The sequence below is a fragment of the Streptomyces eurocidicus genome (genome assembly GCF_002891295.1).
In the GTDB taxonomy this organism is placed as follows: Bacteria; Actinomycetota; Actinomycetes; order Streptomycetales; family Streptomycetaceae; genus Streptomyces; species Streptomyces eurocidicus.
The window spans coordinates 382,864-394,966 of the sequence record NZ_LGUI01000001.1; the positions used below are offsets into that span (position 1 = coordinate 382,864).

Annotated in this window: 12 protein-coding genes and 1 other RNA gene; 8 read left to right on the plus strand and 5 right to left on the minus strand. The window is 71.8% G+C overall.

Features of this window, described 5'->3' with window-relative positions; all coding sequences use genetic code 11:
* Positions 1–92: 92 nt before the first annotated feature.
* Positions 93–1,580, minus strand: a complete 1,488-nt coding sequence (locus tag AF335_RS01635; RefSeq protein ID WP_228773322.1) for an alkaline phosphatase D family protein — start codon at positions 1,578–1,580, stop codon at positions 93–95.
* A gap of 622 nt (positions 1,581–2,202) precedes the next feature.
* Between AF335_RS01635 and AF335_RS01640 the strand changes: the two genes are divergently transcribed.
* Both AF335_RS01640 and AF335_RS01645 read left to right on the plus strand, forming a co-directional pair.
* Positions 2,203–2,655 (plus strand): Ig-like domain-containing protein, encoded by a 453-nt coding sequence (locus AF335_RS01640; RefSeq protein WP_102916446.1) that lies wholly within the window; start codon positions 2,203–2,205, stop codon positions 2,653–2,655.
* A gap of 158 nt (positions 2,656–2,813) precedes the next feature.
* Positions 2,814–3,179 carry a hypothetical protein gene (locus AF335_RS01645; RefSeq protein WP_102916447.1) on the plus strand — a complete coding sequence of 122 codons (366 nt, stop codon included), beginning with the start codon at positions 2,814–2,816 and terminating at the stop codon, positions 3,177–3,179.
* A 111-nt stretch (positions 3,180–3,290) separates the two neighbouring features.
* On the opposite strand, the gene AF335_RS01650 is transcribed toward AF335_RS01645, so the two are convergent.
* Entirely contained in the window at positions 3,291–4,106 is an 816-nt protein-coding gene (locus AF335_RS01650; RefSeq protein ID WP_102916448.1) for an STM4013/SEN3800 family hydrolase, read from the minus strand.
* 39 nt (positions 4,107–4,145) lie between these two features.
* Positions 4,146–4,895, minus strand: coding sequence for a nucleotidyltransferase family protein (locus AF335_RS01655; RefSeq protein ID WP_102916449.1), 750 nt, complete (start codon positions 4,893–4,895; stop codon positions 4,146–4,148).
* A 363-nt stretch (positions 4,896–5,258) separates the two neighbouring features.
* Between AF335_RS01655 and AF335_RS01660 the strand changes: the two genes are divergently transcribed.
* On the plus strand, positions 5,259–5,993 hold the full coding sequence (locus AF335_RS01660) for a transcriptional regulator (RefSeq protein WP_102916450.1): 735 nt from the start codon (positions 5,259–5,261) through the stop codon (positions 5,991–5,993).
* A 168-nt stretch (positions 5,994–6,161) separates the two neighbouring features.
* Here the strand turns inward: AF335_RS01660 and rnpB are convergent.
* Positions 6,162–6,561, minus strand: an RNA gene (gene rnpB, locus AF335_RS01665) — RNase P RNA component class A.
* A gap of 90 nt (positions 6,562–6,651) precedes the next feature.
* Here rnpB and AF335_RS01670 point away from each other — a divergent pair.
* On the plus strand, positions 6,652–7,446 hold the full coding sequence (locus AF335_RS01670; RefSeq protein WP_102916985.1) for a MerR family transcriptional regulator: 795 nt from the start codon (positions 6,652–6,654) through the stop codon (positions 7,444–7,446).
* On the plus strand, positions 7,443–8,051 hold the full coding sequence (locus AF335_RS01675) for a hypothetical protein (protein WP_102916451.1): 609 nt from the start codon (positions 7,443–7,445) through the stop codon (positions 8,049–8,051). The genes AF335_RS01670 and AF335_RS01675 overlap by 4 nt, the downstream gene beginning before the upstream one ends.
* Positions 8,052–8,070: 19 nt before the next feature.
* Here the strand turns inward: AF335_RS01675 and AF335_RS01680 are convergent, their stop codons facing one another.
* A complete protein-coding gene (locus tag AF335_RS01680) occupies positions 8,071–9,543 on the minus strand; it encodes an RNB domain-containing ribonuclease (RefSeq protein WP_102916452.1) in 1,473 nt (490 codons plus the stop codon).
* Between the two features lie 156 nt (positions 9,544–9,699).
* Between AF335_RS01680 and yaaA the strand changes: the two genes are divergently transcribed.
* The 3 genes from yaaA to AF335_RS35315 all read left to right on the plus strand — a co-directional run bounded on the left by yaaA (position 9,700) and on the right by AF335_RS35315 (position 12,081).
* Positions 9,700–10,497, plus strand: a complete 798-nt coding sequence (gene yaaA, locus AF335_RS01685) for a peroxide stress protein YaaA (protein ID WP_102916453.1) — start codon at positions 9,700–9,702, stop codon at positions 10,495–10,497.
* Between the two features lie 279 nt (positions 10,498–10,776).
* On the plus strand, positions 10,777–11,394 hold the full coding sequence (eda, locus tag AF335_RS01690) for a bifunctional 4-hydroxy-2-oxoglutarate aldolase/2-dehydro-3-deoxy-phosphogluconate aldolase (protein WP_102916454.1): 618 nt from the start codon (positions 10,777–10,779) through the stop codon (positions 11,392–11,394).
* A gap of 246 nt (positions 11,395–11,640) precedes the next feature.
* The gene (locus AF335_RS35315; protein ID WP_228773323.1) at positions 11,641–12,081 is read left to right on the plus strand and encodes a hypothetical protein; all 441 of its coding nucleotides are present in this window, start codon (positions 11,641–11,643) and stop codon (positions 12,079–12,081) included.
* Positions 12,082–12,103 lie beyond the last annotated feature (22 nt).

The window sequence follows — 12,103 nt, forward strand, 5'->3', positions numbered from 1 at the left end:
TGGGTCGCTCTCCACGGTGGTTGTCGGATCAACCATGGTGTCATGACCGTCAACGACCCCCGGGCCTTACGCGTACGGCTCCGTGGCCCGGGTCACGCGGGCTTGACCCCGGGGTCGCCCGCCTCCGAGACGAACGAGGCGGCGGTACTGACGGAAGCGCCGGGCGCGGTGCCGTCGGGGAGGACGCGGAAGTCCGCGCGGACCCGTTCCTCGCCGAAGGAGACGACCACATAGCCGCGGCGGCCGTCGTAGTACTTCATGTGCGGGTTGGCGGCCATCATGGTGGACCAGTCGTCGGGCCGCTCCTCGCCGTCGAAGCCGCTGGAGACGGAGGTGCCGAGGAACTCCACGCCGAGGGTGCGGGACTTCGGGTCGTCGAAGTCCTTCTTTATGTCGAAGGCGTAGTGGACGTGGTCGTCGCCCGTGAGCACGACGAGGTTCTGGAGCCCCGCCTGCTCGACGCCCGCCAGGACGCGCCGCCGGGAGGCGGGATAGCCGTCCCAGGCGTCCATGGAGAGCTTGGAGCGGGCCTCGGTGGTCTCCTTGCGCCGGGCGAAGCAGACCTGCTGGGGAATGACGTTCCACAGCGCGGACGAGGACCGGAAGCCGTCGAGGAGCCAGCGCTCCTGCTCGGCACCGGTGAGCGTGCGGGCCGGGTCCTCGGACTCGGGGCCCGGGTACTTCCAGCCGTCGCCGTACGCCTGGTCGGAGCGGTACTGCCGGGTGTCGAGGATGTCGAACTGGGCGAGCCGCCCGTACTGGAACCGGCGGTGCAGCCGCATGGCGGGCCCGTCGGGGCGCTGCGCCCGGCGCAGCGGCATGTTCTCCCAGTAGGCGCGGTAGGCGGCGGCGCGGCGGGCCCGGAAGACCTCGACGGGGAGGTTGTCCTGCGAGATGTCGCCCGCGTAGTTGTTCTCGACCTCGTGGTCGTCCCAGGTGACGTACCAGGGGTGGGCGGCGTGCGCGGCCTGGAGGTCGGGGTCGGTCCTGCCGAGGGCGTACCGCTGCCGGTAGTCGTCGAGGCTGACGAGCCAGTGGTCGTAGTAGGCGGGCAGCGGGCTGGTGAGCCTGCGGGCGCCGGCCCGGGCGTCGATGGCGTTCTCGTAGATGTAGTCGCCGACGAAGAAGACGGCGTCGAGGTCCTCGCCGGCGAGGTGGCGCAGTGCGGTGTAGTAGCCCTCGTCGTACTGCTGGCACGAGAGCAGCCCGAAGCGCGCCTCCGCCGGCAGGGCGGTGGGCTCGGGCGCGGTCCGGGTGCGGCCGACGGGGCTGGTCCAGTCGCCGGCGTGGAAGCGGTACCAGTAGACGCGGTCGGGGTCGAGGCCGCACAGGTCGAGGTGGACGGTGTGGTTGTCCTCCGCGGGCGCGGTGACGGTGCCGTTCTGCTCGACCCGCCGGAAGGTCTCGTCGGCGGACAGCTCCCACTGCACGGGTACGCCGGCGCCTTGCGCGGGCAGGCCGTTGCCCACCTCGTGGGGGCGGGGGGCGAGTCTGGTCCACAGCACGACGGAGTCCGGCAGCGGATCGCCGGAGGCCACGCCGAGAGTGAAGGGGTTCTCGGTGAGCGTCGGGGGCGTCATCCCCTCAATGTGCGCGCGCGAGGGGCTGCTGTGAAGGGGTGGGACGGAGGCGGTTCGGGCGAACGGGTCCGGCGCCGGGCGGGTCCGTCCGGCGCGACGGACGCACCGCATGCGCCCGTACACCCGTCAACCAATTGGCCCGGGGTGCCCGGGGGCTCCCCGGAATTCCACCGGATCCTTTCGGCCGATCCACGATCCGGAGAAACGATTACCGGCCGGGTTCCGGCCAAGGCGGAAGGGGTCAGCGATACGGCCGTTCCGGAGGGCCTCGGCGCAACACCCATTCGGCCGCGGGGATATCCCGCACCCCGGGCAGGGCCGGGCCGCGTCTCGTTTTCACGTCCGTAAGGCTCGTGGCCGGATACTCCTCATGCCTTCACGGGGGAAATCCGCGTACCTTTGGGTGCGGCAGCGAAGAGCGGCGAATACGGGTCTTCGTATTATCGCAAGAGCCCTGGTTTCCCGGGGAATTCTCCTGCGATCCCTGGATTCCAGGATTCCGGAATCCCGGCGTTCCCCGCCGGACGACTCGGACCTGCCGCACTCCCGATCGGCGCGTTTGGTATCCCGGAGTTTCCCGCACCGCCCCGGGCTCGTTCCGCACCCTACGAGGAGGACTCGGATGACGACGCCCGCTCAGCAGCAACAGCAATGGCAGCAATACCAGCAGTTCTTGCAATGGCAGCAGATGCAACAGATGCAGCAACAGCAGCAGCCCTGGCAGCAGAGCCAGGAGACCACGGTCGTGCACAAGGAGAATGTGCACCTCACGACCAGCACCGTGCGCGCCGGCATCATCGGCATGGCCCAGGCCCAGCTGCGGGCCCGCCTCACCGACCTCGACGGCGAGGGGATCGCGGGGGAGACGATCAGCTTCGTCGTCACCAGCACGCGCGAGGAGTTCGGCAGCTCCACCACGGACGACCAGGGCGTGGCACAGCTCGACACCGGCGCGAACATCGCGGACCCCCAGATCTGGATCTCGGCGGGGACGAGCGGCTACACGGCCATCTACAACGGCAGCAAGAGGTACAAGTCGCAGGAGGCCAGGGGGAAGTTCCAGATCGCTCTCTGACCGGGGCCGCTCGCGTGTTCCGCAGGGCCCGGCGGAACGGCACGAAATCCGGTGATCGCCCAGGGAAGCGGCACGGGCGTCAAGGCGCGGCACCAAGAGCCCACGCCTTGACGCCACTTCCCGGCCGAAAACGCGGCAACGACCGGAGGGATTACCTGATGCCTGCCCGGGAGAAGGTCCCGCACCTGCCCAGCGTCATCGTGGTGCACAAGCAGAACACCCACCTTTCCACGACGCATTCCCTCCCCTTGGAGGGAAAGAGCGCGTTCAAGGCACGGCTCCTGGACCTGGCGGGAAAGGGAATCGAGGGAGCGACGATCACATTCCGCACGGCGGTCACGAACGAGGAGTTCGGCACGGCCTTCACCGACTTCACGGGGGAAGCGGCGCTCGACACGTCGACCGTCGTCCTGCCGCCGGACCGATGGATGCTGGTGGGAGCGGGCGGCTTCGTCGCGGAATTCCCGGGCGACGCGACCCGCAAGCCCCAGCGGGCGGCGGGCCGGGTCCGCATCAGGCTCTGAGAGGCCCACCCGGCGGGGGGCGGGCGTCCGAACGGCCGCAGCCTCGTACGCCTCCGGCCCACGCCACGGAACCCCCGCTCGTTCGAGGGCGGGGGTTTGTGCTTTTTCTGGTCAGGCTCCGGCTTCCCGGGCCGCGATGGTTGTTTCGGCGTAAGGGACCGTCCACACGGACGGGTGGGCGATGCCGTGACCGGTGTAGCCGTCTTCCCCGAACGCTTCGCCGTGGTCGGCGCAGAACAGGCCGAGCCAGGGCCCGTGGTCCGGCAGCGCCTGGAAGAGACGGCCCAGGTGCCTGTCCGCGTAGCTCAGGGCTGCGCACTGGCTTTCCCACGAGTCCTCTTCCTCCCCAGGGAGGTAGACGTGAGTCGGGGTATGCGTGGCCGAGACGTTGAGGAAGAGGAACAGGCGCTTGTCGGCGGGCTGCTTCTCCAACACCTCCAAAGCGATGTCCACCTGGTGCCGGGTCGATTCGGGGTCGTCAGTACCGGTCTCCGGGCTCCAGTGGCTTTCCTGGAACAGGCCGGGCAGGACGCGGCCCAGCTTGGTCTGGCCGGAGAAGAACCCCACCCCGCCGATGCACACGGTTCGGTACCCGAGACCGGACAGTCCGGTGACGATGTCCGGGGCGTCGAAGACGTACGTGCGTTTGCGGATCGTGGTTCCCCGCATGGAGTGGCAGGCGAAGAGCCTGCCGGGGCGAGCGGGACCGGAGGGGACGGGCAGGAAGCCGGAGAAGAACGAGACGTGCGCGGGAAGCGTGAAGCTCCCTTGAGTCCGGCGTTCCTCCCACAGCCCATCGGGCAGTACCCGTTCCAGATTGGGACTGCCCCCGCCGTGCAGGACGGCCCGTGCCACGTCGTAGCGCAACGAATCAAAGGTGATGAGCAGGACGTGGTGACTGGGGATCACCTCGTTGCCGTCTATCACGGTTCCCCCTTCCGCTAGCGGCCCCGGCAAGCCGGGTGCCTAGGTGTCGATGTCGGTCGTGCGGAACTCGCTGGCCAAGGTGGTCCCGGCGCTGCGGACTTCCTTGGATGCCTCCATGACGTCCTTGACTGTGTCGATCCCCCGCCAGTAGCCCGAGTGCCGGTAGCCCATCAGCCGGCCGTCCCGAGCAAGCCGCGGGAAGGTGCTGTCCTCGTGGTCCCCCTTGTCCGGGAGGAGCGCGATCACGTCCGGGTTGAAGACGTAGATCCCCGCGTTGATCCAGTACGGCAACTCGGGAGACTGCACGAAGCCCTTGATGTGGTCCTGGTCGTCCAGGTCGGCCACTCCCCAGTTGGAGCGGTACGGCGACAGGGCGACGGTCACGGCAGCGTCATGCCGTTCGTGGTACCCGGCCAGATCCGCCAGGGAGAAAGTGCTGATGACGTCACCGTTCAGGACGAAGAACGGAGCATCCAGATCCGGCAGCCGCTGCGCCGCGTACTTGAGACCGCCACCACGGCCGAGCGGTTCGTCTTCGATCGCGTAAACGGCCGTGACGCCGAACCTTGAACCGTTGCCGACGTAGTCACTGATCATCTCCGCCTTGTAGCCGCCGGAGATGACGACGGTCTTCACGCCATGCTCGGCGAGCCACAGCAGCTGGTAGCCGATGATCGGTGCACCAGCCACGGGGACCATGGCTTTGGGGGCGTCGTCGGTGTAGGGCCGCATCCGGGTGGCCTGTCCGCCCGCCAGGATCAGCGCTTGCGTGACGCTGGAGGTGTCCATGTGCGCTCCTTTGCTCGGGGAACCGCTCTGGTCCGTGGCGGCATCCTGACAGCGCGTGATGGGGTGGCGTGGCACCTTCACCCGGATGGGGGTTGCGGCCCGCTCACTGCGCTCCCCGCAGGGCTGCGGGAGTCCGCCCGTCGAACCACGGCACGTGTGCTCATCAGCTCGTCCCTTCGGCCGCTACCCCCGTCAATGCCATAGGTGTACCGGCGCGCCTCAAGTCCACGCGGCGACCGTCAAGGTGTCATTCCGGCGTCATTCATCGGTCAAAACCCGTGACCAACTGTCGCCCGGCGCCCTACTGTCGAAGGCGTGGCCGAACCCAACACGATCCTTCGCGCCGTCAGAATCAGCCTGCGTATGTCCCAGGACGATCTGGCTCTCGCCATACGTGAAGACGGGAAGGAACGCGGTGAGCCGAACGACTGCGCCAAGCGCAACGTGCAGCGATGGGAGGCCGGGAAGGTCGGCATGCCCAGGCCGGTCTACGTCCGGTCCTTGGAGCGGGTCACAGGGCTGCCGATCGAGGCCCTAGGGTTCGCCATACCGGTCCCGAACGCTCGGGCGACGGACACGGACGCGACCAACGGGCACGGACGACCGGCGCAAGGAGAGGCGGCAAAGGTGGGAGCCATCACAGCCCCGGGAGGTGCTGTTCCTATGACCAAGCACAGCGATCACGGCACCCTGTCGGGGATCTGGCTGTCCCGGTACGAATTCCACTCGTCGGGCCGAGGGTCCGACTTCAGCGGCGAGCACTACGTGGTGATCATCCAGCACGGCAACAAACTCACCGCGCGGTCCCTGCCGGAAGGCTCCGCCAACCCTGACTCACCGCTCACCCTCGACCTGACAGTCGAAGGGAACGTCGTCACGGGGACGTGGCGAGAGGAGACGGCTCAGGACGGCTACTACGCGGGAGCGGTCTACCACGGAGCGATTCAGCTCTTGGTAGAACCCACCGGCCGGAAGATGACCGGGAAGTGGGTCGGCTTCGGCAAGGACTTCGACGTGAACACCGGCCCATGGGAGCTGGTCTTCAAGGACGCGTCCACTTCGAAGACCACGATGGCCGAGTACAACCGCCGCCCGTGAAGGTGTTCGGCGCACGCTCCGTCACCGCCACATCATCGCCACACGACGCCAGGAAGAGGGCCGGAACGGGCCCGATCACCCAGGAATGACAAGGGTGGACGACCCCACGGCAAAAACCCCCTGACCTGCCGTTTCGGCGGATCTGGGGGCCATGCGTCAGATGACCGACGGACGAGTCGACCTGTACGCCGGGTTCTGTCTCCCGAGGGCCTCGCGGCCCTCGGGGAGGCGGCCATCCATCTAGACCTGCCGTTGCCGGCAGGTTCGTGCGGTCTACCCGCGGACTCGGGCCGGCTGCCCTCGAACGTCCGCGCAGGCCGTCTTGCGACGGCCCTCTTGACCTTGCTCCGGGTGGGGTTTACCTAGCCGCCTGAGTCACCTCAGGCGCTGGTGGTCTCTTACACCACCGTTTCACCCTTACCGAAAGCCTCGCGGCCTCCGGCGGTCTGTTTTCTGTGGCACTGTCCCGCGGGTCACCCCGGGTGGGCGTTACCCACCACCCTGCCGTACGGAGCCCGGACGTTCCTCGGGAGATCCGAAGATCCCACGCGGCCACCCGGTCGGCTCGTCCGCCGTTCCGACCATGCTACCTGCCGGGCCGGGGGCACTTGACCTTGCCGCAGCGTAAGGGTTTCTCATGGTGCCCGAGGAGGTCGCCATGAAGATCGGAGAACTCGCCGCGCTGGCCGGCGTCAGCACCCGGACCGTGCGCCACTACCACCACCTGGGGCTGCTGCCGGAGCCCCGGCGGCTGGCCAACGGCTACCGCGTCTACGGGCTGCGCGACGCCGTCGCCCTGGCCCGGGTGCGCAGGCTCACCGGGCTGGGGCTCGGCCTGGACGAGGTGCGGGACGTCCTCGCCGACGGCTCCGGGGGCGAGCTGCGCGAGACGCTGGCCGGGCTCGACGCCGACCTGGCCCGGCAGGAGGCGGCGATCCGTGCCCGCCGGGTCCGCCTGGCCACCCTGCTGCGCCGGGCCGAGGACGGCACCCTGCCCGCCGAGGGCCCGGTCTCCGAGGAGCTCACCGTCCTCTTCGCCGACCTGGCCCGGGCCGCCGACGCCCTCCCCGGCCCCGAGCCGGTCATGGCCGCCAAGGACCGCGAGGTGCTGACCCTCCTGGAGACGGTCGCCGGGCCCCGCGAACGCGAAGCGCTGCTTCCGCTGCTGCGGTCGGCGGTGGGCACGCCGGACGGAGTGCGGCAGGCGTACGAGGCGTACGCGCTGCTCGACGCCCTCGACGCCCGCACCGGCACCGACGACCCCCGGGTGGACGCCGCCGCACGGGCCCTCGTCGCGCTCCTCCCGCCCGGGGCGGTGGACGGGTTCCCCGGTCACCGCCCCGGAGCCGGCGACGCCTTCCTCGCCGCTTTCTTCGCCGACTTCACCCCCGCGCAGGCCGAGGCGCTCCGCCGCACCGTCCACCTGCTGACCGGAGAGGACACCCCGGAATGAAACGAACGCTCCCGTGGCTCAAGGCCCTCGCCGTGCACGAGGCGCGCGTGTGGCGCGGGCTCGGGTTGTGGGTCTCGGGGCGGCGGGACGGGGTCGGCGGCGGGGCCCGGGGGTTCGGTTACGCCCGGGCGCAGGCGTCGACCGTGTACGCGCTGCTGTTCGTGTGCGTCGTCGAGACCACGGGGATGTCCTTCTTCACCGCGGGCCACCCCGGCCTCCACGAGGTGGTCCTCGTCCTCGACCTGTACACCCTGCTGCTCGTCCTCGGCCTGCACGCCGGGTGCGTCGCCCGCCCGCACACCGTCGGCCCGGACGGCCTGCGGCTGCGCCACGGGGCACGGCTGGACGTACGGATCCCCGCCCACCTCATCGCCTCCGTCCGCCGCGAGCTCCGCTTCCCCACCGGGAGCGCCCCGGCCGACGGCGTCCTCGACGTGCCGATCGCCGGGCAGACCTCGTTCACCGTGGAGCTGACCGAGCCCCTCACCGTCCGCCGCCTCCTCTCCCGGCCCGTGGTCGTACGGACCCTGCACTGCCACGCCGACGACCCGGCGGAGGCCGTGGCCGCCGTCCGCGCCCTGCTGCCCGAGCCGGCCGACGCCTGAACCGGGTCCCGCACGGGGCTCACGCCGGGGCGAACCACACCCGTTCCCTGCCCGGGTCCGCCTCGATCACCCGGACGCGCAGCCGGTGCCCCAGCGGCAGCGGGGGCCCGTCGGCGTCGCCCTCCACATGACCGACCACCGCGGGCTCGTACAGATGGACCGTGCCCGCCGTCGGCCGCTTCTCCTGGACGTCCACGACGTACGCGTCGAAGATCTCGCCGATCCGGTCGCGCAGCAGCGCCGCCTCGACCAGGTCCACGCAGTCCCGTTCCACCTGGGCCGCGCGCCGGCCGCCGGCCTCCATCTCCCCCGGGAGCGCGTCGAGCGCCACCCGCACCCACTCGGGGGCCTCGGTGCCCGCGGCCGCCGCCAGGCACAGCTCGCCGGTGTAACGGTCGACGAGCCGGCGCAGCGGGGCGGTGCAGTGGGCGTACGGCGCCGCCAGCGCGGCGTGGGTGAGGGCGGCCGGGTCGGCGGGCAGCGGGAGCTCGGTGGGGCGCTCCCGGTCGAACGCGGTGTAGCCGGCGCCGCGCAACAGCGTCGTGCACTCCTGGAGGAACGCGGCGTGCTGGGTGTGCGTCGGGTCGAGCGCGCGGATCACGACGGCGTACGGCATGCTGTCCGGCCAGTTCACGCCGAGCGCGCGGGCCACCCGGCGCAGCCTGGCCACGGCGCTCTCCGGGGCCGGGGGGAGCGTGCGCAGGATGCCGGTGCCGTAGCCCAGCATCAGCTCGGCCGCCGCGCTGCCGGTCATCAGGGAGATCTGGGCGTTCCAGCCGTCCACGGGCAGCGGTGCCCGGTACTCCAGCGCGTAGTGGTTGCCGCGCCGGACGACCTCCTGCTCGGGGACGTTGAGCGAGATCCCGCCACGTGTGCGCTCCAGTTCCTCCCGGCGCAGCCCTATCTCCCGCAGCAGCGACAGCGGCTCCTCCGCCGTCCCGGAGTCCACCGCCCGCTGGACGCCCGCGTAGTCGAGCCTGGCGCGGCTGCGGACGAGGGCGCGCCGGACGTCGGTCCGGACGACCCGGCCGTCCGTGTCGAGGTCGAGCTGCCAGAGCAGGGCCGGCCGGGTGTGGTCGGGCAGCAGGCTGGCGGCGCCCTCGCCGAGCGAGTCGGGGTGCAGGGGGACGCGGCCGTCGGGGTAGTACAGGGTCATCACCCGGCGGTGCGCCTCGGCGTCGAGGTGCCCGCCGGGCCGTACGAAGGCGGCGACGTCGGCGATCGCGTAGTACACCCGGAAGCCGCCCCGGTCGCGGCGGGCGAGGAACATCGCCTGGTCCAGGTCCATCGAGCCGGGCGGGTCGATGGTGAACAGCGGCAGGTCGGTGGCGTCGTGCACGGGCAGCCGGGGCCGCCGGGCGGCCTGCTCGGCCTCCGCGAGGACGGCCGCCGGGAACTCCCCGGGTACACCCGGCCGCGCGCGCAGCTCACGCAGGGCCGCCCGCAGCGGGGCGCCGTCCCGGTCGGTCACGTGCATCTGACGGCGGGGCATGACATCGAGCGTATTTCCGGTCGGGGCGGGCGGCACGGCGGGGACGGCGGCGGGCGGCGTTAGGCTCGGCGGGGGAACGAGCGCGGCCTCCGCCTCGGGGCGTCCGAGGTCCCGCGCCCTCCGCACACCCCCGTCACCCGCTGAAGGAGAACGACCGTGCTCGTGCTGTTGCCGCCGTCCGAAGGCAAGGCCACAGGTGGCACCGGGCCCGCGCTGGAGACCGGAGGGCTGTCGCTGCCGGCGCTCGCCGAGGCCCGCGAGGCCGTGCTGACGGAGCTGGTCGAGCTGTGCGCGGGCGACGAGGAGAAGGCCGCCGAGGTCCTCGGCCTCTCCCCCGGGCTGCGGGGCGAGGTCGCGAAGAACGCGGCGCTGCTGACGTCCGGCACCCGCCCCGCGGGCGAGATCTACACCGGTGTGCTCTACGACGCGCTCGGCCTCTCCTCCCTGGACCCGGCGGCGCGGCGGCGCGCGGAGGAGTCGCTGCTGGTCTTCTCCGGCCTGTGGGGCGCGGTCCGGATCGGGGACGCCATCCCCTCGTACCGCTGCTCGATGGGTGTCAAGCTGCCCGGCCTGGGCGCGCTCGGCGCCCACTGGCGCCGGGCGATGGCCGGGCCGCTGCCGGCGGCGGCGGCCGGCCGGCTGGTCCTCGACCTGCGCTCGGCCGCGTACGCCACGGCGTGGAAGCCGAAGGGCGAGGTGGCGGAGCGGACGGCGACGGTGCGGGTGCTCCAGTCGAGGATCGTCGGCGGCGTCGAGAAGCGGTCGGTGGTGAGCCACTTCAACAAGGCGACGAAGGGGCGGCTGGTGCGGGAGCTGCTGACGGCCGGTGTGTCGCCGTCGGGGCCGGAGGAGCTGGTGGGGGCGTTGCGGGAGCTGGGGTACGTGGTGGAGGCGTCGGCGCCGTCGGGTGCGGGGCGGGGTTGGGCGCTGGATGTGGTGGTGACGGAGTTGTAGCGGGGGTGGGTGCCGGGGGGTGCGCCTGCGGCGGGCTTTGTCCCCTACCCGCCCCTTCCCGAACCGGGGCTCCGCCCCGGGCCCCGGTCCTCAATCGCCGGACGGGCTGAATTTTCCGCCCGTTCCGGGCAACAATTCAGCCCGTCCGGCGTTTGAGGACATTCGGGAAGGGGCGGGTAGGGGAAAAGCCCCGCGCAGCGGCACCCCGCACCCCACCGCCCCGTTGCACAGACCGCAACGCCCATTGCAACAACCCCCACCCCACGCCAAGATGCCCCCATGCCCGGCATCCTCGCCCTCACCCCCGTCCTCCCCGTCGTCGTCCTCGACGACGTCGCCGACGCCGTCCCCCTCGCGCGGGCGCTCGTCGCCGGCGGGCTCCCGGCCGTCGAGGTGACGCTGCGGACGGAGGCCGCGCTCGGGGCTATCCGGGCCATCGCCGCCGAGGTGCCGGAGGCGACCGTGGGCGCGGGCACCGTCCTCGGCCCCGGGCACGTGGCCGAGGCGGCCGGCGCCGGGGCCCGGTTCCTGGTGAGCCCGGGGTGGACCGAGCCCCTGCTGGCCGCGGCGCGCGCGGCCGGGCTGCCGTTCCTGCCGGGGGTCTCGTCGGCCTCCGAGGTCATGGCTCTGCTGGAACGGGGCGTGCGCGAGATGAAGTTCTTCCCGGCCGAGGCGTCCGGCGGGCTCGCCTGGCTGAAGTCCCTGGGCGCCGCCCTGCCCGCGGCGCGCTTCTGCCCGACCGGCGGCATAGGACCCGGCTCCGCGCCGGACTACCTGGCCCTGCCGAACGTCGGCTGCGTCGGCGGCACGTGGATGCTGCCCGCGGACGCCCTCGCGAGCCGCGACTGGGCGCGGGTGACCCGGCTCGCCCGCGAGGCGGCCGCGCTGCGCGCCTGAGCCGGCCGGGCCGGCTCCCCCGCCCCCGCTCTCCCGTCAGCGACAGCGCTCCGCGCGGGGTCGTCCGTAAGGGTCAATCCCAGAACGCGCCAGGCCGCGCCACACCGCGCCAGGGAACGCCACCTCACCCGCCAGGACCAGCGCCTGTGCGGCCGGCCGCCGTTCGCGCCCGGCCGACGGCGTAGGAGGTTCCGGTACGAAGCCGGTACTACGGCCACACCCACTCGGCGTAGCCTGCTGCCCGCCATGAACGATTTCGTTGACGAAGCACGCTCGCGAGTCGCACACCTGCTCCGGATGGCCAACACCACGGACGACCGGATCAGAGCCCGGATCATCGAATACGCGGACACCACCCCGGAGCCGCCCGTCATGAGCCGCGCAGGGATCGTCACGACCGGCTGCCCGCGGTGTCACAGGACCGCTTGGCGGCAGCACGACGCGGAGGGCCCCGTGTGGGTCTGCGCGTCCTGCGGCCATGTGGAAGGAGTGATCGTGAAGTGCCCCCACTGCGAGATCCCCATGACCGCGCCACCGCTCGGCGCGCCCGACCGCTGGCACTGCCCCCAGTGCCCGAGGGTCGCGGCGACGGGCGAGAGCGCGTACGGCATCGAGGCGCGTGAGCGGCAGCGGCTCGCGGCGCTCGCCGCCCTGGACGAGGCGCTCGCGGCGGGCACCGAGGGGTGAGCGCGGCCGGGCCGCCGGCCGG